This window comes from Nostoc sp. DedVER02 (assembly GCF_034530675.2).
Classification (GTDB): domain Bacteria; phylum Cyanobacteriota; class Cyanobacteriia; order Cyanobacteriales; family Nostocaceae; genus Nostoc.
This window is the reverse complement of record NZ_JAVRCP020000003.1, coordinates 223,299-244,817: the sequence shown is the minus strand read 5'-3', so window position 1 is coordinate 244,817 and position 21,519 is coordinate 223,299. Positions and strand designations below refer to the sequence as shown.

16 protein-coding genes are annotated in these 21,519 nt (G+C 41.2%); 9 read left to right on the top strand and 7 right to left on the bottom strand.

The window, feature by feature from the left end:
• Positions 1–30: 30 nt before the first annotated feature.
• Positions 31–3,669, bottom strand: a complete 3,639-nt coding sequence (gene smc / locus RMZ41_RS06595; protein ID WP_322640264.1) for a chromosome segregation protein SMC — start codon at positions 3,667–3,669, stop codon at positions 31–33.
• 187 nt (positions 3,670–3,856) lie between these two features.
• On the opposite strand from smc, the gene RMZ41_RS06590 reads away from it, so the two are divergent.
• Positions 3,857–5,920: an NACHT domain-containing protein gene (locus RMZ41_RS06590; protein ID WP_322640265.1), complete on the top strand. Its 2,064-nt coding sequence runs from the start codon at positions 3,857–3,859 to the stop codon at positions 5,918–5,920.
• A gap of 109 nt (positions 5,921–6,029) precedes the next feature.
• Here the strand turns inward: RMZ41_RS06590 and RMZ41_RS06585 are convergent, their stop codons facing one another.
• Positions 6,030–6,488, bottom strand: coding sequence for a BON domain-containing protein (locus RMZ41_RS06585; protein ID WP_322640266.1), 459 nt, complete (start codon positions 6,486–6,488; stop codon positions 6,030–6,032).
• Positions 6,489–6,952: 464 nt separating this feature from the next.
• Between RMZ41_RS06585 and RMZ41_RS06580 the strand changes: the two genes are divergently transcribed.
• Together RMZ41_RS06580 and RMZ41_RS06575 are read left to right on the top strand one after the other, a co-directional pair.
• Positions 6,953–7,870 (top strand): ribonuclease D, encoded by a 918-nt coding sequence (locus RMZ41_RS06580; RefSeq protein ID WP_322640267.1) that lies wholly within the window; start codon positions 6,953–6,955, stop codon positions 7,868–7,870.
• A 577-nt stretch (positions 7,871–8,447) separates the two neighbouring features.
• The gene (locus tag RMZ41_RS06575; RefSeq protein WP_322640268.1) at positions 8,448–9,290 is read left to right on the top strand and encodes a tetratricopeptide repeat protein; all 843 of its coding nucleotides are present in this window, start codon (positions 8,448–8,450) and stop codon (positions 9,288–9,290) included.
• Between the two features lie 103 nt (positions 9,291–9,393).
• Here RMZ41_RS06575 and RMZ41_RS06570 read toward each other — a convergent pair whose 3' ends face one another.
• The 5 genes from RMZ41_RS06570 to RMZ41_RS06550 form a co-directional block, all read right to left on the bottom strand.
• Positions 9,394–10,962, bottom strand: coding sequence for a sodium:solute symporter family transporter (locus RMZ41_RS06570; protein WP_322640269.1), 1,569 nt, complete (start codon positions 10,960–10,962; stop codon positions 9,394–9,396).
• A 121-nt stretch (positions 10,963–11,083) separates the two neighbouring features.
• A complete protein-coding gene (locus RMZ41_RS06565) occupies positions 11,084–11,359 on the bottom strand; it encodes a DUF485 domain-containing protein (RefSeq protein WP_096536625.1) in 276 nt (91 codons plus the stop codon).
• A gap of 292 nt (positions 11,360–11,651) precedes the next feature.
• Complete coding sequence (locus RMZ41_RS06560) at positions 11,652–12,707, bottom strand: 3-deoxy-7-phosphoheptulonate synthase (protein ID WP_322640270.1); 1,056 nt, start codon at positions 12,705–12,707, stop codon at positions 11,652–11,654.
• Positions 12,708–12,989: 282 nt separating this feature from the next.
• Complete coding sequence (locus tag RMZ41_RS06555; RefSeq protein WP_322640271.1) at positions 12,990–14,648, bottom strand: alpha-amylase family glycosyl hydrolase; 1,659 nt, start codon at positions 14,646–14,648, stop codon at positions 12,990–12,992.
• A gap of 508 nt (positions 14,649–15,156) precedes the next feature.
• Complete coding sequence (locus tag RMZ41_RS06550) at positions 15,157–15,534, bottom strand: DUF1823 family protein (RefSeq protein ID WP_322640272.1); 378 nt, start codon at positions 15,532–15,534, stop codon at positions 15,157–15,159.
• 286 nt (positions 15,535–15,820) lie between these two features.
• On the opposite strand from RMZ41_RS06550, the gene RMZ41_RS06545 reads away from it, so the two are divergent.
• The 6 genes from RMZ41_RS06545 (at position 15,821) to RMZ41_RS06520 (ending at position 21,487) form a co-directional block, all read left to right on the top strand.
• Entirely contained in the window at positions 15,821–16,123 is a 303-nt protein-coding gene (locus RMZ41_RS06545) for an acylphosphatase (RefSeq protein ID WP_322640273.1), read from the top strand.
• A gap of 135 nt (positions 16,124–16,258) precedes the next feature.
• A complete protein-coding gene (locus tag RMZ41_RS06540) occupies positions 16,259–17,941 on the top strand; it encodes an RluA family pseudouridine synthase (protein WP_322640274.1) in 1,683 nt (560 codons plus the stop codon).
• A 621-nt stretch (positions 17,942–18,562) separates the two neighbouring features.
• Positions 18,563–19,684, top strand: coding sequence for an LLM class flavin-dependent oxidoreductase (locus RMZ41_RS06535; RefSeq protein ID WP_322640275.1), 1,122 nt, complete (start codon positions 18,563–18,565; stop codon positions 19,682–19,684).
• A 133-nt stretch (positions 19,685–19,817) separates the two neighbouring features.
• Positions 19,818–20,033, top strand: coding sequence for an RRXRR domain-containing protein (locus tag RMZ41_RS06530; RefSeq protein WP_322640276.1), 216 nt, complete (start codon positions 19,818–19,820; stop codon positions 20,031–20,033).
• 40 nt (positions 20,034–20,073) lie between these two features.
• Entirely contained in the window at positions 20,074–20,742 is a 669-nt protein-coding gene (locus RMZ41_RS06525; protein ID WP_322640277.1) for a hypothetical protein, read from the top strand.
• Positions 20,726–21,487 carry a class II aldolase/adducin family protein gene (locus tag RMZ41_RS06520; protein WP_322640278.1) on the top strand — a complete coding sequence of 254 codons (762 nt, stop codon included), beginning with the start codon at positions 20,726–20,728 and terminating at the stop codon, positions 21,485–21,487. Before RMZ41_RS06525 ends, RMZ41_RS06520 begins: the two co-directional genes overlap by 17 nt.
• Positions 21,488–21,519: the final 32 nt, after the last annotated feature.

The following is a 21,519-nucleotide window of genomic DNA, read 5'->3' as shown; positions in this document are numbered from 1 at the left end:
GTTTGTCTATACACTATTATTAACAAAAACTCAAGCAGATGTATTGGATGATTGTAATTTAATCCCCAAAACTTGAGTGTAAGCTCCTCGTGCTTGAGTAACGCCAATTGTGCGTTCGGCTGATTCTATCATCGGACGACGCAAACTCACAACTATAAATTGCGCTTGTTGCGACTGTTGCTTAATCATTTTAGCTAATCGTTCTACGTTTGCCCCATCTAAGAACATATCCACTTCATCAAAGGCGTAAAAGGGCGATGGGCGGTAGCGTTGGAGGGCAAAGATAAAGCTCAAGGCTGTAAGTGATTTTTCTCCCCCAGACATGGAAGCTAGGCGCTGTACGGGTTTACCTTTGGGGTGAGCGACTAAATTTAGTCCACTGCTAAAGGGATCTTCGGGATTTTCGAGTTGTAAAAAGCCGTCGCCGTCGGAAAGAATGGCAAAAATTGATTGAAAGTTTTCGTTAACAGCATCGAAAGCCTCTTTAAAGGCAAGTTGCCGTAATGTAGTAAAGTTTTCAATCCGCAAAAGTAATTCGGTGCGTTCCCCTTCTAGTGTCTCTAATTTTTGCGTCAGTTCTTGGAGACGGTTTTGAGTGCGTTCGTATTCTTCCAACGCCAGCATATTAACAGGTTCCATTGCCTGTAAGCGTTTGGTAAGCGATCGCAATTCTTTTTGCAATTCTTCTAAATCTACCTTATCTGGAACCTCTGGCAAGGGATTTGGTAATTCTGCTCCCACATCCCGTAACTGGCTTTGCAGTGCAATTAGTTCTTCCCGCCGCTTCTCTTGGGTTTCTTTGAGTTTTTCGATTTCCCATTGCAATTGTTGTTGGCGTAAAAGGTGCGATCGCACTTCCTGTTCTGTTGCGTCGCGTTTTTGTTTTTCTTCTCCTAAATTTTGCTCCATTTGACTTAACGATAAACGGGTTTGGGTGATTTGGTCGTCTATCGTTGTGATTTGGCTCAAGACGCGATGAATCGCGTCTCTACAAGAGGTTTGTTGGGTTTCGTATTCGGTGATGCGGGTTTCTGCTTCTTGGATTTTTTCTTGCGATCGCTGTTGCTGATTTTCCAAATTTTTTAATCTTTGTTCGGCTTCGCGTAATGTTGTCTCGCGTTGTTGTAATTGTTGCTCTTGAGTTTTAATTGTCGCCTGGATTTGTTGCCATTCACTGGGGGTTTGGGATGCTTCTAACTCGGCTAAAGCGTGTCGCAATTGTTGCAATCGAGTTTCTTGCCCCGGTAATTCCCGATCTAAGATTTCTAATCGGGATTGAGCGGTGGCTAATTTTTCGGTGTTTTGGGCGAGTTGCGATCGCGTCCCCTCTAATTGCGCTGTTAAATTCTTAATGTCTTTCTGCAACTGTTCCAATTGCAACTGCTGTTCGCGCCGCGCCTGACGCGCTTCTGCGAGTTCTTGGGTGAGTTTTTTGGTTCTGGCTGACAAAGTTGCGATCGCTTCTGTACAACGCTCTAAAACTCGTTCGATATCCACCAAACGACTTCTTAAAGCGATCGCTTCATCAGATTCCGCCGCTTCACCAGTACCAAACCGCAAGGCTGAACGTTGGGTGTTGCTACCACCAGTCATTGCACCGCTAGTTTCTAACAACTCACCGTCTAAAGTAACGATGCGATACAATCCTAAATTTTTCCGCGCCGTCTCCAGGCTGGAAAATACGACTGTGTTACCGAAAACATAGCTGAATACATCTTTGTAACGGCGATCGCAATCAACTAAATTAACAGCATAGTTAACGAAGCCACTGGCAAAACGCAGGGTTGCATCTTGAGTAAATTTAGGAGCGTGAATTTTATTAAGTGGTAAAAAAGTCGCTCTCCCAGCACGCTTCTGTTTGAGCAGTTCAATCCCGGCGGCGGCTACACCATCATCTTCTACCACAATATGTCCCAAGCGTCCACCGGCAGCCATTTCTAAAGCTAGCTGATGGCGGGGTTCCACTTTTCCTAACTGCACAACTAAGCCACAAAGTCCAGGCATTCCCGATTGTAAAATAACTTTGCTCGCTTGGGTTCCTTGGACTTCTTGCTGTGCTTGCGTTTGCGCCTCTATTTTATCCAATTGGCGTTGTTTTTCCCGTTGTTCAGAAAGTAACCGCTTTTGGGTTTCCTGTTGGATTTGTAATTCTTGTTCTGTGGCTGAGAGATTTTGGGCTAAATTTTGGATGGGTTCGCTAGAGGTGTTAAATTCTGTTTCAATTTGACTACATTCAGTTTGTTTTTGGGCTAATAGGGGTTCGTCGCGTTCAATTAGCTGGGTTTGCTCTGAAATTAATTGCTGTAACTGATTATTGCGTTCTGTTAGTTGTGCTTTTTCTGTGCGTTGGGGTTCGAGAGTTTGCAGCAGAGTTTCAATTTGACGGTTGAATGCCGTTTGTTGCTGCACCCACGCTTCGGAAGCTGAGGCGATTTCGGCGGCGGCTTCGCGGGAGGTTTCTAAGGCTTGATGCGCTTCGTTTCTTTGTTGTGAAGAAGACGCGATGAATCGCGTCTCTACAATTTGGGTTTCGGCAATTTCTTCTAGGGAATGACGGTGTTTTTGAATTTCTTGCTGAGTTTGAAGCAGACGTTTGGCGGTTTCTTGGGAAGCTGTTTCTAATTCTGTTAGCTGACGCTGGAGTTGTTTTCGTTCTGCTTCTTGGGTGGCGAGGGTAGATTGTACTGCCAAAAGTTTATCTTCTCCCAATGCTTTGACATGGGCATTGAGTTGTTCGAGTTCAGCAGTTTTTTGGACGATTTCGGAATTTAGATTTGTGAGTTGGGTTGAGAGTTCACTAGAATTGCGATCGCCTGTTTGAATTTCGTGAACTAACTTTTCTTGTTGTGCTTGTAGCGATCGCCATGATAGTACAGCTTCCCAAGATTGTTTCGCTAAAAATTCTGTGCGGAGTTTTTGATATTTCTCAGCTTTTGCCCGATCTTGGGAAAGGCGATCGCGTTGTGCAGTTAATTCTGTCTCAATAATCCGACAGCTGTCTTCTTTTTCCTTAACCTCATCTAAAGTTGATTTGGCTTGAATGATTTTGCGATCGAACGCCGCCACTCCTGCCAATTCATCAATAATTTCTCGCCGTTCCCGCGCATTCATCGAGATAATGCTGGTGACATCTCCTTGCAGCACAACGTTGTAGCCTTCAGGATAAACCCGCAGGTTACTTAATTCCTCATGTAATTCCGTCAGGGTGCAAGAGACACCATTGATATAGTAATTTGACGTGTAACTTCCTTGGTGAGTGACACGCAGCCTTCTAGTGACACTCCACTCTGCTGATTTGGAATTTTGGACTTCGGATTTTGGATTTTCTTCCTCTGCTTCCTCAACTGTCTCTACATCTTCTTCACTTTGCACCTTTGCGGTTTTGGGTAAGATATCCTCCCCCGACAAATCAAACGTTACAGTGACGCTAGCTTCAATAGAAGCCCGTCCTTTAGATGTTTGGGTGTTATTTACCAAATCTGGCAAGCGATCGGCTCGCATTCCCTTAGAACTGGAGAGTCCGAGGCAAAATAGCAGTGCATCGAGAATGTTAGATTTACCCGAACCATTTGGCCCAGATATGACAGTACACCCCGGCAGCAAAGGGACTGAGGTAGTACCGCCGAAGGATTTGAAGTTGGTAAGTTCCACGCGCTTGATATGAACCATAGGCGCTGGTTAACTGGGCTAATGAAGAACAAGTGTATCAAGTAATTAAAAATTCGCAAGAGGGTAGCGGAAAATTAGGGATTATCAAACCGCACGAGGCAAGAGACGCAGAGAAAGGAGGAAAGTTGAGTAAAGACTGGACTTAATTAATAATGTATATTAATTAACTAGTGCTTATGTTGTAAATATGCAGCCACGTAACTCGCAGCTAATCTGGCTATTTATTATTGCTTTGCTGACTGTACTCGTTAATAATTGTCTGAGTTTGCTTCTCAATGAACTATCAGACAGATATAAATGGAAAGATGTAATTCCAAATTATGTAATCTGGCTGCTAGCTTTCATGATGTCGGTGCTGTTTGCTTATTTAAGCTGGCTAATTCAGAATAATAGCAACAGTGGGACACAAAGACCTATTAACAGAGTTACTCCCCAATTACTCAAAGATTCACGAGGTAAGTTTTTAAGGGTTTTAAAAGGGGATATTGAGGAACGGCTAGAAAAATTGTTGTACAACAACACAGTTTTCATTCCCCTTAATATAGAACAACTAGGGAATCAGTCACCACTTCCCCAGGCAGTGAATCAAAACAAACAAGTCAATCCCCTATTAACTGTAATTAAACCTTTTTTATCTTGGATAAGCAATGGACAAAATACTCCTTTGCCTCCAGAAACAAAAATTGTTGATATTTTTAGTCAAGAAGAAGGTAAGTTATTAATTTTGGGTACACCAGGTTCAGGCAAAACAACATTGCTTCTGCAACTGGCAAAGGAATTGATCGCGACTGCTGAAGTCGATGAAAATAAACCTATCCCGGTGGTGTTTGAACTAACTAACTGGCAAAAGAAACAAAAAATTACTGATTGGCTAGTAGAGCAACTCAAATATCAATATAGCATCTCTGAAGATATTGCTAAAGAATGGCTCAATACTAATCAAATTTTGCCTTTTTTTGATGGTTTAGATGAATTGAAAGAAGATCAAGTAGAGTGTATTCATGCTATTAATAATTTTATCAATCAAGAGCCTCAACCGCTCCATTTAGTTGTTTGCTGTCGCTCCCAAGAATACGATAGTGGTAATACACTGCTGCGGCTGAATGCAGTATGTGTCCAACCGTTAAACCAATCTCAGATTGAAGTATATTTTAGTCTTGCAAATCGTTCATATTTGTGGAATGGAATTAAAAGCAACCCTGATTTATTGGAGTTAGCACAGTCGCCTCTGCTGTTGAAGTTTATGGTAGAGGCTTATAAACAAGCCCCAGCTAGAAAATTGCAAAACTTCAGTTCTCCTGAAGCCTGTTGTCAGTCTTATCTTGATGATTTATTCGATGCTTATATCAAAGTTAAGTTAGATGAGACACAACCAAGCAAGTTATATAAAGTAGGAAAAGAGCCAAGTAAAGAAAATACTAAGTTTTGGTTAGTGTGGTTGGCTAAGAAGCTAAAAGATAATAAGCAGACAGAGTTTTTAATTGAAAAAATGCAGCCTCATTTATTAGATAATTTTTTATCAAAATTCCTATATGGGCTGATTATTGGGCTGATTACTGGGCTGATTCTTGGGCTGATTACTTGGCTGATTTTTGGGCTGATTTTTGGGCTGATTATTGGGCTGATTCTTGGGCTGATTACTGGGCTGGATGATAAAAGTATAGAACCTCAAGAGGCCTTCCAAATATCTTGGTTAAAAATAAAAGATAATTGGAAAAAAATAATTGAATTGCTGATTTTTTGGCTAATTATTGGGCTGATTACTGGGCTGATTTTTGGGCTGATTACTGGTATTATAATTAGTAACCTGATTTCTGGATTGATTATTGGGCTGATTGTTGGCCTGATTATGGGGCTAATTAATGGGCTAGAAGCTGATATAAAAAACAGAACAATTCCCAACCAAGGTATTTGGAAATCTGCCAAAAATGGTTTAATTATTGCCATGATTACTTTTCCTATTTTGACCATGACTAATATACAGATTAGGCTAATTCGAGGAATAAGGTTTGAAGCAATCGAAATTCTGATTATTGGCCTTGTTTTAGGTTTGGCACTTGGATTTAATTTTGGAGGTCTTTCTGTCATCCAACATTGTATTCTGCGCTTTATTCTCTGGCGTAATGGCTCTATTCCCTGGAACTATGCCAACTTCCTTGGCTATGCGGCTGAACGAGGGTTTATCATCCAAGTTGGTGGGCGCTATCGCTTCAAACACGACTTGTTACGGGAGCATTTCGCCAAGCTTTGATAGTGGGTATTCCTCAGAGTGCAACTTTATTCTCAAAAACAGGACTTACGCAGATGTAAGTCCTGTTTGGCTTTGATGCCGATGTTAACTGAAAGATTCAGTTATTCTTTTATGGCTTTTTCACAGCTTCAACTTTTGCTTCTATCTTCACCGTCTTCACACCTTGAACTTCTTTAGCCAAGGTTTCAGCCTTCTTAAGTTCTTCAGCAGAAGTCGCTGTGCCTTTGAGGATGATTTCACCCTCTTTGTTTTCAACTTGTAACTTATTGCCTGGTAAGCCTTTATTCAACTTGGTGCTAACTTCAGTTTTTAAATCGCTCTTAACTTTTGTTGCTGCCGTTTTTTCAGAACTGGTTTTAACTTTAGTATCTGTGCCAGCTGCTAAAGGAGTTGTTTGTATTGCTGGAAGTTTGGCAGTTTCATTTGTCACAGAAGCTGGTTTTGCTGGTACTTGAGCAGCTTCATTAGTAGTGCTAGGAGTTTCCGAACCAGTTTTAGGAGCCTCTTGGCAGCCAAAAGTACCAACTACCAAAATGCTACTAACTAGTAATAGAATTAGCTTTTTCATTATCTATCTCCGAATTGATTACTGGAAGCAATTAATTTGTGTGTCATGGTGAGGAGCAGATGTTAAAAAGCAATTAAATGTGAAGTAGCAAAAGTGCCTAAGCAATAACTCAGGCTACTGAAAATTGAAGCTTGGACAATTCTTGAGGCTAAGATTTTGCAGCCATTTTTGAGAAGCGCCAACTCAATTTTCTTGACGGTTGCTAATTAGGATAAGTCTGCATACGGTCTGAAGCTCCTATGAATTTCATGTAGATGCTGAGGAGCTTTTTGAATGATAGACTATGCAGCCTTATACTAGTGACTCATTTTATCAGATTTAAGTCAGTTTGGCGATGTCTACGCTTATGCAACTCAAAAGATCAGCGTTTTTGCAATTCCATGCCAGCAAAATTACCAACAAAATGTTACTTTAGAAAACTATGGCTTATTTACAATGCCTTAAATATCAGGGAATATTAGCCAATGCCATACCTTACTTCCGTCAGCGAAATTAGTGCCATTGTTGCTGAATATACCAACGCAAAAACGCTGTGGATAGATACAGAAGTAGCCGACTATAAAAGTCGTAATCCTAGACTATCGCTGATTCAGGTATTAGACGATCCTCAAGATATGAGTGGCGATCGCGTCTACCTTTTAGATGTCCTAGATAAGCCTGATATTATAGCTGAATTTATTGAAAAAATTATGATGAATTCAGCTATTGAAAAAGTTTTTCACAATGCCAGTTACGATCTAAAATTTCTCAGTAACAAGAAAGCCAAAAATATTACTTGCACTCTGGAAATGGCAAAAAAAATTCCCTACTATCTCTTGCCATTACCTAATTACCAACTCAAAACCATAGCTACCGCACTTTGTAGCTTTAATAATATCGACAAACAAGAACAAACAAGCGATTGGGCAAAACGCCCCCTAACTGAAGAACAGATAGAGTATGCTTACTTAGATTGTATTTATCTTGCTCAAATCCACTTAAATTTGTTAGGTTTACAAGCCCAAGCTAGCCCGGAACCTGCCACAGAAGATTTAATATCACTAAGTACTAGATATTCACAAATTGAGCAACAATACAAGTTGTTGAATTCAGAATTTGAGCATTTGCAAGAACGCATGAAAAAAGCTATGCAAGCTCAGAATATATCTGAAACTTCTTATCATAAGCTGACTAGTTACGATCGCACTACAGTTAAAGCTAATTTTTCAGAATTGGCAAGGCTAGCCCAAACCCAAGATATTGATTTGGATTTCCCTATCACACTAACGCAGAAACTCCAAAAAGATTTAGGGACAAATCTGGAACAACTATCTGTAGATATTGAAAAAACTACCTCTTGGCGGCTAACTCCCAAAACTCAAGATGAAACAGAAGATGAGTAAATTGTCCATAAAGCTACAAATGCCAGAATTTATGGAGTGATTATTTAGAATAAATCTTAATATTTCCAATATATTTTTTTCAAAAAGTATTGTAAAAAACATGAGCGACAGTAGCTTGCTGCTCATAAATGCATTGTCGAGAAGTAGAGAGATGACAATAGCAAAAATTAGTATTGATAATTTTTATACTTTATAATTCAGATTTTTTATTTAATATAACTATGAATTGAAAAAGACTTCAGAAGTCAGAATTCAGGAGTCAAAATCAAGACGCGACGCTCGTTCGCGCAGCGTGCCGTAGGCAAGACTCGCTAACGCTGCGCTATCGCGGACTCGCTTTCAGCGTCGCTATCCGCCAGTCATACAGAATACCCAAGCTGTTAGCGCTAGCGGGGCGTTTAGCCCATTCTGACTCCTAACTCCTGAATTCTGTTCGATAAATATATTGAATATCTGATAAATTTGTTAATTGAGTTTAAACGTCTATCAAAAGTTAAAATGACTATTGACTTAAAGAATTAAAATCTAGATTTTGCTACTAAGTGTGTTCAGGTGTTATGACAGTTAATATTAAATTATGAGATGGCATTTATTTAGGCAAAAGCGAACAAAAGTAAATCAAGTATTTACCATAATTATTTTTACTACATTGACAGCAATTAGCAGTGTTTCTTGTAGCAAGAATGAGAGTGTATTGGTGACAGAAATAGGAGTTAATACACCTAACCGTCGTTCAGCGACAGCAGCCAGAGGTGGGGAATTCTATCTTCAGGGAAAGAATCAGCATTTAAACGGTGATTTACAAGCTGCGATCGCTTCCTATAGTAAAGCAATTGAGCAAAACTCTCAATATGGCGCTGCTTACAACGGGCGGGGATTAGCCTACTTTGATTTGGGAGACAAAGAAAAAGCGATCGCAGATTACAATCAAGCCCTCCGCATCAACCCTAACGACGCTGAAGCTTACAATAACCTGGGGAATGCCCGCGCCTCGCTAGGAGGTAACAGAGAAGCAGTTAAAGATTACAGTGAAGCAATTCGCCTGAATCCCAACTATGCCGAAGCCTACAATAACCGAGGAAATGCCCGCACCGCCAATGGAGATAGAAAAGGGGCAATAGACGATCTCGGTCAAGCTATTCGTCTTAATCCCAAATACGCGATCGCCTATAATAACCGAGGCAATGCCCGTGCTGCCAATGGAGATCCACAGGGTGCGATCGCAGATTACAATCAAGCCATCCGCCTCAACCCTAACTTTGCCCCTGCCTACAATAATCGAGGAAACGCCCGCGCCACTAATGGAGATAAAGAAGGGGCACTCAAGGACTTACAACAAGCAGCAAACATTTTTCAAAGTCAGGGTAACAACGATTTATATGAACAAGTGATGAAAAACATCAAAGAACTTGGACAGTAGGCAGAGGGGGTAGGGGGGCAGAGGGGCAGAGGAGCAGAGGAGCAGGGGGGAAATAAGCAATTCCCAATTCCCCATTCCCCATTCGCAATGCCCAATGACAAAATCACATCCCAGAACCAATGTGAATGCGATCCTCAACTTCTGCAAATTTTTCCTGTGCTTGTTGTTCAGTAGTCAATAGGGAAACGCCAATCGCCACAATAAATGCTAGGGGAATAGTGACTAATCCCGGATTTTTGAGTGGGAAAGGTGCAGAAGCGTGCTTGAGAATTGTCACCTGAATAGTAGGTGATAAATAAATCAGCAGTAACGAGGAGAAAGTTCCGACTAACATACTCGCAACCGCCCCGTTAGTAGTGAAACGCCGCCAAAGCATTGATAGTAGCAACGCTGGGAAGTTAGCACTAGCTGCGATCGCAAATGCTAAACCTACCATATAAGCGACGTTTTGCCCTTTAAATAAAATACCTAGAAATATCGCTACTAACCCCAAAGCCATTGTCGCACCGCGAGCTACCTTCAGTTGTTCTGACTCGTCAGCATGACCAGATCGCACCACGTTCACCCACAAATCATGAGACAGTGCAGCCGCTCCTGAGAGTGTCAACCCCGCTACAACCGCCAAAATCGTTGCAAAGGAAACAGCAGCAATAAAGCCTAAGAAAGCATCGCCACCGAGGAATTCTGCCAACATCGGTGCAGCCATGTTACCACCAGTCCCAATTTGCTTGATGGCATCTTGCCCTACCAGCACCATCGCTCCAAAGCCCAGGATGAAGGTAAGGAGATAAAAAACGCCAATAATAGCTGTAGCATAAGTAACAGAGAGCCGCGCTGCTTTAGCGTCCGGTACTGTGTAGAAACGCATCAAGATGTGGGGTAATCCGGCAGTGCCAAACATTAACGACATCCCCAAGGAGATAGCATCAAAGGGATCGGAAACCTGTTTACCTGGAGCTAATACACCTGTATATTTATCTGCGGCGGCGGCGAAAAGAGCAAGTGGGTTAAAACCAAATCGTGCTAATACTAAGATAGCTAGCAAGATTGTTCCGCCAAGCAACAGAACTGCTTTAATAATTTGCACCCAAGTGGTGGCAATCATCCCGCCAAAAATCACATAAGCCATCATCACACAACCGACGATGACCACGGCTAATTCATAATCAAAGCCAAACAGCAGTTTAATTAGCTCCCCAGCCCCTACCATCTGGGCAATTAAGTAAAAGCTAATCACTGCTAGGGTTCCAATTGCAGATGCGATGCGTACAGGTTTTTGTTGTAAGCGATAAGCCACCACATCAGCAAAGGTATATTTGCCTAAGTTACGTAGTGGTTCCGCAATCAAAAACATCACAATCGGCCAGCCTACCAAAAAGCCAATTGAATAAATTAAGCCGTCAAAACCGTTGAGTGCCACCAGCCCAGCGATACCTAAAAAGCTAGCTGCACTCATAAAGTCTCCTGCTAGGGCTAGCCCATTTTGGAAACCACTGATTTTGCCGCCAGCTGTGTAGAAGTGGGCAGTATTTTTGGTAAGCTTTGCCGCCCAATAGGTAATGCCTAAAGAACTTACAACAAAGAGAAAAAAGAAAGCGATCGCTAACGGGTTAAACTTACCAAGACTGGTAATATCCGCCGCGAGTGGCAGATCCAACCACACACTATTCATGCTTTTTTGGTTTAGTATTTTGGATTATGGACTAAAAATTGCTAATAGGCATTGGGCATTGGGCATTGATTATTTCTCCCTGCTCCCTGCCCCCTGCCCCCCGCTCCCCCATGCCCAATTTTCATTTACGTGTCAATCTTGCGATTTGATCGTCGTAACTGCTATTTGCCCAACGCACGTAGATAAAAATTAATACCCATGCTGAGACAATTACCAGCGCCCCTAGTAAAATTCCCAGACTGAGGCCAGGAACTACTAATGACCCTAGCAGAGGCTTATTGAATGCGATTAGTAAGATAAAGCCAAAGTAAATAAACATCATGGCTCCACTGAGAATCAGGGATACTCGCCAACGTTCAGCCGCGAGAGCCTGGAGAGCCTTTGTGCGATCGTTCATGTCTTCCTTTAGGTTGAGAAGATTAGGTCAGATTGTCTCATTGAAGTTGATATATGCATAATTTTCTTAAAGATTATTAGTAAATCTATTGCTATTGCAGGTAATAAAATTAACTTTGCAAAGGGATCTACCAAAATAACAAGACAATAGCTGCTCTGTTTTGAACCAGAGACACATAAAACTTTAGATGCAGTTAGATACAAATAAAGGCTAACTATTTTTGCTGCAATGGCTTTAAAAAATTCGCGTGGAAAATACCCTACTGATTTGCTTCTCCTGCCTTGTGCCTCTTTCAATTAAGTTTTTCGTAAGCAGCCAAAATAATTTTTTCGGTTTCTTCCCAACTAATACATTTATCAGTTACAGAAACACCATATTTTAATTCTTCTTTACCAGTAATTGGTTGACTACCTTCGTATAAATGTGATTCCAACATCATGCCAACTATTGATGTATTTCCATCCACTATTTGCTGAATAATATTTTCTAAAACAGCACCTTGTAATCTGTAATCTTTATTAGTATTACCGTGGCTACAGTCAATCACAATTCTCGGTGGTAAATTTGCCTGTTTCAACTTCTCTTCTACCAGTTTGACATTTGCTGTATCAAAGTTGGGTTGATTACCACCCCTTAAAATTACGTGTCCATAGCCATTACCTTTAGTTTGAAAGACGCTGACTTGTCCGTTTTGATTAATTCCCAGAAAATTATGCGGATTTCCCGCTGATTGCAAGGCATTCAAAGCTACTTGAATATTGCCATCAGTACCGTTTTTAAAACCCACAGGCATCGAAAGTCCACTTGCCATTTCGCGGTGAGTCTGTGATTCAGTCGTCCGTGCGCCAATAGCAGACCACGTAATTAGTTCACTAATGTATTGAGGAATAATTGGATCTAGTGCTTCTGTACCGGCAGGTAATCCTAATTCTGTAATTTTTAATAACAGATCCCGTGCAATTAATAAACCCTTTTCTACATGGAAAGAATCATCCATATCTGGATCGTTGATTAATCCTTTCCAGCCAACAGTTGTTCTTGGTTTTTCAAAGTACACTCGCATAATTAGGAGCAGTTTATCCTGAACTTGTTCGGACAATGCTTTCAGCTTTTCAGAATATTCAAGTGCTGCTTTGGGATCGTGGATTGAGCATGGGCCAACTACTATAAACTTTCTCCGATCCTGAAAATCTAAGATAGCTTCTATTTCCTGCCTGTATTCTAAAACTCTTTGTTCAGCTAATTGTGTTAAAGGTAATTTTGACTTAATTTCATTAGGAGTTAATAAAATGCGATCGTTCTCGATGTTAGCGTTGTCGATATTACTATTAAGTAATTTGTTGTGCATAGGGATGCTTTGAAAATTTTATATACGCACTTCAACTCAAAAGTGTAACATAAACCGATGAAATTTTAAAATAGCTTATTTTTTACTTGACAAATTGCTAATTAAACTGTACCTAAATAAGCTAATTATAACTTATGCTTATGCAAAACAACAGAATCGCCCCTATCTGAAAGTAAGGGTTTTGGCTATTATTTGGGTAACTCCTAGTAATAACTGAAAAAGGGAGAATATTTCCCCCTTTTTGTTGCTATTAAATTACTGAATCAGCAGTGGTGTATATAATTACTGCCACACAAACACTTTAGCTTCGTATGGGCCTAAGTCAGTTATGATACCATCGTCACCAGCTTCGACATCATAATTACCTGTCCACTCGTGCCATGTACCAGCGCTAGGAATGTTAGGAACATGATAGCCAGCTAGGAAATTTTCTGAGAAATTTGCTATCACAACTACACGAGAACCTTCATCATTCCAACGGGTATAAGCTAATACTTTTGCCTCTGGATTTTCGTGGATAAAATCAATATTTTCTGTGTAGAGGGCGTGATTACTTTTACGCAGATTGGTTAAACCTTTGTATGATTCAAATAAACTACGATTGAGATCGTTACCTAATAGTGTCCAATCGATTTTGGCTGATTCAGGTTGTTTAGGTTTGTACTCACCAAATTCCTCTCCCATCCAAATTAGAGGTACACCAACAGCAGTCATCAAAATGGCTACTCCTAACTTAGCCCGCCTGAAGGCTTCTTCGTCAAAAATCTCACGGTTTCCCAGTTCCACCATAATATGGTTGTGGTCGTGGTTGGTGAGATAATTTACCACATTAGTAGCACCCAAGAAGCCTTGGCGCTTACAGTCAATGACATCTTTGAGACGTTCTAAATCAAATGTATCACCGCAGATATGTTCTAGAATGCAGTGATAGAAACTATCATGCCAGCAACCATCCATTGGCCCGTCTACATTGGTAATGCTGGTAGTTTCAGGAATGTGTTCTGCAACGTTGTAAAAAGGCTTCATGCTAGCGGTTTTTTTGGCTTCCTGAACAATCCAGTGCATGAAGTCATAGTTAGCAATTTGCCGTGCGGCATCATAGCGAATACCATCAAGATGATATTCTGATATCCAGAAACGGATTGTTTCACCAATAAATTTCCGCGCTGGATAAACATCTAATTTTTCGTCATAATGTTCGTAATTAAACTCAGGCCCCCAGTTATTATCAGGGTCACGAGGTTCGTGATGATACCAATAATCGTGGTCAATTTGTGTTAAGGGAGCAGATGCTTCTGAATGGTTATAAATACCATCAATAATTACCCGAATGCCTCTATTGTGGCACTCATCAATTAAATTTTTCAACTCAGCAGTAGAACCATAACTTGATTCAGTTGCAAAAAAGTGGCGGGGATTATAACCCCAACTATAATCGCCAGGATATTCTTTAAGTGGCATCAACTCAATAGCGTTGATTCCAAGTTCACATAAGTAATCTAACTTTTCAATGACGTGTTTGTATTTGCCTCGTGCATAAGGATCATCTTCACCACCAGAAAAATCACCAACGTGCAATTCATAAATTACTAATTCGTGGTCAGCAGGTAAAGGTTTATCATCATGTTGCCAAATATAAGTATCAGTAATTCTTTCACCGTCTTTTACATAAACAACACCATCATCTTTTCCACTCAATTCATCTATATCAGTTGCACAGGGATCTGTAACATCAACCCATTGTTCTGGTTCAAAAAACCATGAATTTGACTGGACACGAAATTTATATTTATAAACACCATCTTCTAGTTCAACACTTGTACGAAAATAACCATCATCACCTTTTTCCATTGGTATTTCTTGCCAATCAGAAAAAGAACCAATTAATGCGGCTCCTTTGTTGTAAGGTGCAAATAAATTAAATTCAATTGGCTTTGCCATAGAAGTATTTGTAATATCAAGGGTTGATAGAAGTATTCTCTGATGCTCAACTGAATTTGCAAATCGCTCTATAGAAATAATTATATGACTAGCGCTTCTATCTTAAGGATGAAATTACAAATAATTTTGTAAATAATTACTGTTTCTAGAGTTTTTTGCTGTTTTTCGCATTGATTTTTTAGGTTCTTCATACGATTTCTGTTTGAAGATGCGCCTATAAAAATGATGCAAAATTACCGACTGGATGGGTTTTCCCCTAAATAAAGTGCAGCCTCACATAAAATTGGTATCAGTACCTGTTATGCCAAATTATTTATTAGTTAAACTTCAAAACTGGACTTTAAAATCAGGCTTAGAACGCTTAAGTTCCAAAAATTGCCTAAAATATTAAAAATATTGCATAACAATACAAAAATTCAACAAATAGACTAATAGTTTTATTAAATTATTTAATTGCAGATATTCAGTAAAAATAAGATATTTTTTGCTAAACATCTGCCGGATCGGATTACTCAATTTTGCCGTTAGTTTGTTGTAAATAACTTAAAAACCAACTTGCCGCCGTTGCTCTGCGAGTTTGCCGAGGCCCAAATTCACCAATTTTGTATCCTTTGAAACCCAGTTTTTCTTTTAGCATTTGTTTATTTTCAGCAGGAATGGAACGAGTCAATTTGACTGTTGCAGGGCGAGATTCTATAAAATCTGGTGGTTGTGGGTACTCATCTTGCCATTCCGGTGCAACTTGGCTAGTGTCCCATTGTGCAGTTGAGGAATCATAGCGATATCCTAAATAATGCCATAGCAATTGATTAACTGTGGCATCATCAAGTTCATCATTAATAATTGCCCAAATTGTTTCTGTATTTAGTGGTGGCAGGTTAGGCATATCTAGGAATCCGCTTTGATTTTTGGATTAATTTAGTTTAAAAGGGAACAGGTAAGAAGTAACAGGCAACGAGAAAGAAGGTTCTTTATCTGGTAATGAGTTTTTTCAAAAATTAAAGATGAATCCTATAGTAATTCAAAATTACAACTTAAAATTACAACTTAAAAATTGGTTGTTGTGTGAATGACTGCCTATAGCGCATCACGCACGTAAATAAATTCAGAAATTAAAGCAGACTGCTATACCTAAACTAGGTAGACTGGAATCGTAAAGATTAGACTAGTTTATGCAGAATTCTACAGCACTACCAAAGATTATCCGTGCCCATGTATTCATTTCTGGCCGAGTTCAAGGAGTGGGATATCGCTATTCCACTGTGGATACAGCTAGACAGTTAGGATTAACCGGTTGGGTGCGGAATCTCCCCGATAGTCGAGTAGAGGCAGTTTTTGAAGGGGCGCGAGAGGTTGTAGATAATATGGTTCGCTGGTGTCACTCTGGGCCACCTGCTGCTGTGGTTAAAGATGTTGTGGTTGAATATGAAGTGCCGGAAGGGTTACGGGGATTTGAAGTTAAACGGGTTGAGTAGGAAGTTAGGAGTAGGTTTTAGCACTGATAATTCCGAAAATTCGTATTAAATGAAAGATTAAGAAGCTCTGTACTAGCTCTTAAACGATCGCTAATTACAATATTAGGATCGGCTAAATTTGCAATCATACTTTGTATGGTAGTTCTGCACGCACTCTCAGATTTCATCGACTGCGATTTTGCTGTCAGCGATTCAACTCCGAGTTATTGGTATGAAGGGCGTTGTCTCCAAAGTGGCCATTGCCTAAAATTACCCCGCACCTCGATGTCTGAAGCGATCGCCCACGGACTAATGCAACAGCTTGCAAACAATGAGTGTTATTCTCGTGAAGGCAAGATGTTTGGAATACTATTGGTTGAATTGCCTAATGGGGAACAACGAATACTAAAAGCTTTCTCCGGTCTTTTAAATGGTTGCAGTGTAGTTGAAGGTTGGGTTCCACCAATTCCAGGACGGGACGAAGTTGCTTTGGAGGAAGCCCGCACTCTAGCACAGTTGGACGCGATTAAACAGGAAATTCTTAGCCTAAAGCAACTAACCGAACGCCAGCAATATGAAACCTTGTCTAATGAATTTGAGCAACAATTGCAAGCAATGAGCGATCGCCATCGTCATTGCAAACATCAAAGACAGGAGAAACGTCAGCATATTTGCAATACGCTCGCTTCAGAAGCACTCACGATTGCCCTTGAGAAACTCGACGAAGAAAGTCGTCAGCAGGGAATTGAGCGACGACAACTTAAACGTCAGCAAAATGAAGTATTACAACCCCTCCAGCAGTTAATTGCAGCAACAGATGCGCGAATTAGCGAACTGAAACAACAGCGTAAAGCGTTATCCCGTCAATTACAAGCTCAGATGCACGCTAGCTACAGCCTGACTAATTTTTCGGGGCGATCGCTATCATTACAGCAATTGATGCCGGGAGGTTCGCCCACTGGCACTGGTGATTGTTGCGCCCCAAAGTTACTGCATTATGCGGCAACACATAATTTAAAACCGCTAGCAATGGCGGAGTTTTGGTGGGGTGCATCTTCAGTAAATCAAGATAAAATTCAGGGAGAATTTTATGGCGCGTGTGTTGAACGATGTCAGCCATTAATGGGGTTTTTACTCTCTGGCTTAAAACCTATTTCAATCCCTAATAGAGATTTTCACCCAACTAGCGCACTTTCTCTTACTAAATCAGAAATTCCTATTCTTTATGAAGACGAATGGCTGATTGCTGTAGACAAACCTGCTGGACTACTTTCAGTACCTGGGCGTTATAGCGATCGCCAAGATAGTGTTTTGAGTCGCTTACGTCATCTGTTACCAGATGGGATGATGCTTGTATCTGTGCATCGCCTAGATCAAGAAACTTCTGGGATTTTGTTGTTAGCACGCGATCGCCAAACCCATCGGCAACTCAGCCAGCAGTTTCAGCAACGCCAGATTCACAAGGTTTATGAAGCCATACTTTCCGGTGTTGCGATCGCTGAACAAGGTGTAATTGATTTGCCATTGTGGGGAGATCCTGAAAATCGCCCTTATCAAAAAGTGGATTGGCAAAACGGTAAACCCAGCTTGACACACTTTCAGATAATAGCGAGAGAAGGAGACTACACCCGCGTAGAATTTACGCCACTAACAGGACGCACCCATCAATTGAGGGTTCATGCAGCTGATGCGCGAGGACTTGGGATTGCTATTTTAGGCGATCGCCTTTATGGATGCGATGCAGTTACCAGTCGCTTACATCTGCACGCTAGAGAACTTCATTTTGAGCATCCACAGTTAAAAAAAACCTTTTATTTAAAAGCAATTACGCCTTTTTGAAGAAATCCCCAAGAATCAAAGTATAGCTTTGTCTGTCCTAAAAGCTAGCCTATTGCTTTTTTTATTTGAATGTGATATTTTTTGCTTGTAGTTAATTCAACGGTTAAACTATCGATTTACCGTACTTAAGGAAATAAATATCATAGTTAAAAGACTTCCCAATAAAAATATCCAACGAATTATTGTGAGATTACTTCACAAGGTTGGATGATTTATTCCTTGGAAATCCCTAGCGAGTGGTAAGAATGAGAGTCCTAGAGTTTAATTTTAGACTCTCATTCTTATCTTTTATTTAATCAAAGGAGTAATAAAAAAGTTGTTATTTTTATTGCCATAACACTGAATCCAACCCCTTAATATCTTATTAATTAGAGTTTTCCGCGTCAATGCATAGCGACTCTTCTATGGGTAAATCGTCGTACTTATATGTAAAAATTTTGCTGTAAATCTGGCTGGTGCAAGCAAGCATCTGTTATTAAAAGTATTGGAAAAAGAGAATATTCCGAAACAGAAATTTCACTGTGTCTTTTTACCTCCAAATAGCTAAGTAGTAAGGGGAAATCGAGAAAAATCCCAATTCCCCATTCCCCAATTCCCAATGTAATTTTAAGGAAATGCACCATGCCGATTGAATTTATTGGAATGATTGGAACGCGACAAATATCTGAATTAGATGGGTCGAGAGTTGCAATCACAGGTGGTTCCATAGATGCCCCTTATGTTCGCAAATTTGCTCAGGCACATGAAGACGGTGGCTTCGATCGCGTGCTAGTTGGTTATGGTTCAACTGGGCCCGATGGCTTAACTGTGGCATCATTCGCGGCAGCAGCGACAGAACGGTTAAAGTTTTTGATTGCTCATCGCCCTGGTTTTGTGGCTCCGACGCTCTTTGCACGCAAGAGTGCAACTTTGGATCATTTTACTAATGGTCGCATCGCCGTACACATTATTACAGGTGGTAGCGATGCTGAACAGCAACGCGATGGTGATTGGCTTGACCACGATACTCGCTATCGCCGTACAGATGAATATCTTGACATTGTACGCCGAGTATGGATTAGTGATATTCCCTTCGACTACGAGGGCGAATTCTATCGGGTGAAAGATGCTTACTCAGATGTGAAGCCTTTGCAACAACCGCACATACCCGTGTACTTTGGTGGTGCTTCTGGTGCAGCAGTACCCGTAGGTGCAAAGCACAGTGATGTGTACGCTATGTGGGGAGAACCCATTGCAGCAATTAAAGAGCGGATACGTGAAGTAAAAGCTGTAACACCACCGGGGCGATCGCCACGCTTCAGTGTATCTTTGCGGCCAATTTTGGGTGATACTGAAGCCAAAGCTTGGGAACGGGCGCACTCAATTCTGTCGCGTGTTAAGGAAATTCGGGCGGCAAAAACAGAAAATCAACCATCGTTAACTCCCTACTTGAATTCAGCGCGTCCGCAAGCAGTAGGTTCGAGTCGTTTATTACAGTTTGCCCAAGAAAGTGAAATTTTCGATAAGCGTTTGTGGACTCCAATTGCTGCCGCGACTGGTGCTTATGGTAATACTACCGCTCTCGTTGGTACGCCGGAGCAAGTAGCAGAGTCCCTTGTGGATTACTATGATGCGGGGGTAACAACTCTGTTGATTCGGGGATTCGATCCATTAGAAGATGCGATCGCTTACGGTCGTGATTTGATTCCCTTAGTGCGGGCAGAAGTGCAACGGCGGGAGCGACAAGCAGCTGTTATTGCTTAATACAGCTTAGCGTAAAATCTTACTATTTCAAAACGCAAGGTAAGCAGAGTCTTTTCAAACAATTTAACTACTCACTATTCAGCACTCAAATATTTGAAAGCTGTTGTAAATAATTTAATTATTTCAAAATCGCATGACTAAAGTATTCATTCTCGATGCCAACCAACAACCGTTGTATCCAGTCCGCATCAGCCGTGCTAGGCTGCTATTGTCACAAGGTAAAGCTACCGTATTCCAGCGATATCCCTTTACTATAATTCTGAAGGAGTCTTTATCTCATCTAAAACTTGAGCAACTTGGCTTCAAAATTCACCCTGACATTAAAATAACTCGTAATCGTAATTCATAATTAGTTAATCTTTAGTCGCCTCCAAAACCGAGGAATATAGATGACGCACACTATCTTGGAACCATTGCCAGAAGACCAATGGTTTATTGAGAGCCAGGAACTACGATCCTTTGTGGCAACAGTGCGAGAAATTAGCACGATCGCTGCTGACGATCGCCCACAAACTCTCGCTAGATTAGAACCTTATTTTCAAGAACTCCTTGCCCAACAGGAATGGCTACCGGAAAAGTTCGCCCAAATTAATCCTGAAAGCAAGATGGGGGGCGGTATAGGTCAGTGGCTACTTTATCGCGCTAAAGACCGTTCCCTCTCAGTCTTTAGTTTGGTGATTCCCCCAGGTTCCACAACTCCCGTCCACGACCATTTAGCCTGGGGATTGATTGGTTTATACAAAGGCAATCAAGAAGAAACAGTCTATCGTCGTGTAGATAGCGGTGATGCTGAAGGACACGCACAATTACAAATAACTGAAGTGCGTAGGCTTCAAGTAGGGGATATCTACCGCCTCTTACCCCCAGATGGTGATATCCACGCCGTCAAAACTACATCCCAGAGCGCATCTGTATCTATTCATATTCTGGGTAATGATACTGGCTGCATATTGCGTCACCAGTTCATTCCAGAATCTCATAGCGTCAAATCCTTTCGCTCTGGATATTCCAACGCTCCCTGCAAAGAGGAAGAAAAAGAACATGCCCAGGTACGATAGACCACAACCCCCTAGATTCGAGCGAGTTGAAGACGAACGTCTGCACCGCAAGCAACGCCTCGCCGCAGCTTTTCGCCTGTTTGGTAAATTTGGTTTCAGCGAAGGAATCGCAGGGCACATTACGGCTCGCGATCCAGAATTTACAGACCATTTTTGGGTCAATCCATTAGGTACATATTTCGGTCATATCCGAGTTTCTGACCTGATCTTAGTTAATAGAGAAGGTGAGGTGGTTAAAGGCGATGCTGAGGTAAATCGAGCCGCTTTCGCCATCCATTCTCAGATTCATGAAGCTCGACCTGATGTAATTGCGGCGGCTCACGCCCATTCTCTTTATGGTAAAGCCTGGTCTAGTTTAGGTCGTCTCCTTGACCCCTTGACACAAGATTCTTGTGCTTTTTACGAAGATCATGCCCTATTTGACGATTTCACAGGTGTGGTTTTAGAAACTTCTGAAGGTCTGCGACTGGCAGAAGCTTTGGGGCCCAAGAAAGCGATAATTCTCCGTAACCATAGTATTTTAACTGTGGGACAGACGGTAGATGAAGCTGCCTTTTGGTACATTAGTTTAGAGCGATCGTGCCAAGCCCAACTGCTGGCAGAAGCTGCGGGTAGACCTACTATTATCAAACACGAAACAGCCCGTTTAACACAAACTCAAGTTGGATCGCGTACAAGTGGGTGGTTTGGTTTCCAGCCCCTTTACGACAGAATTGTACGTGAGGAGCCTGATTTGCTTAATTAGTCATTAGTCATTAGTCATTAGTCATTAGTCAT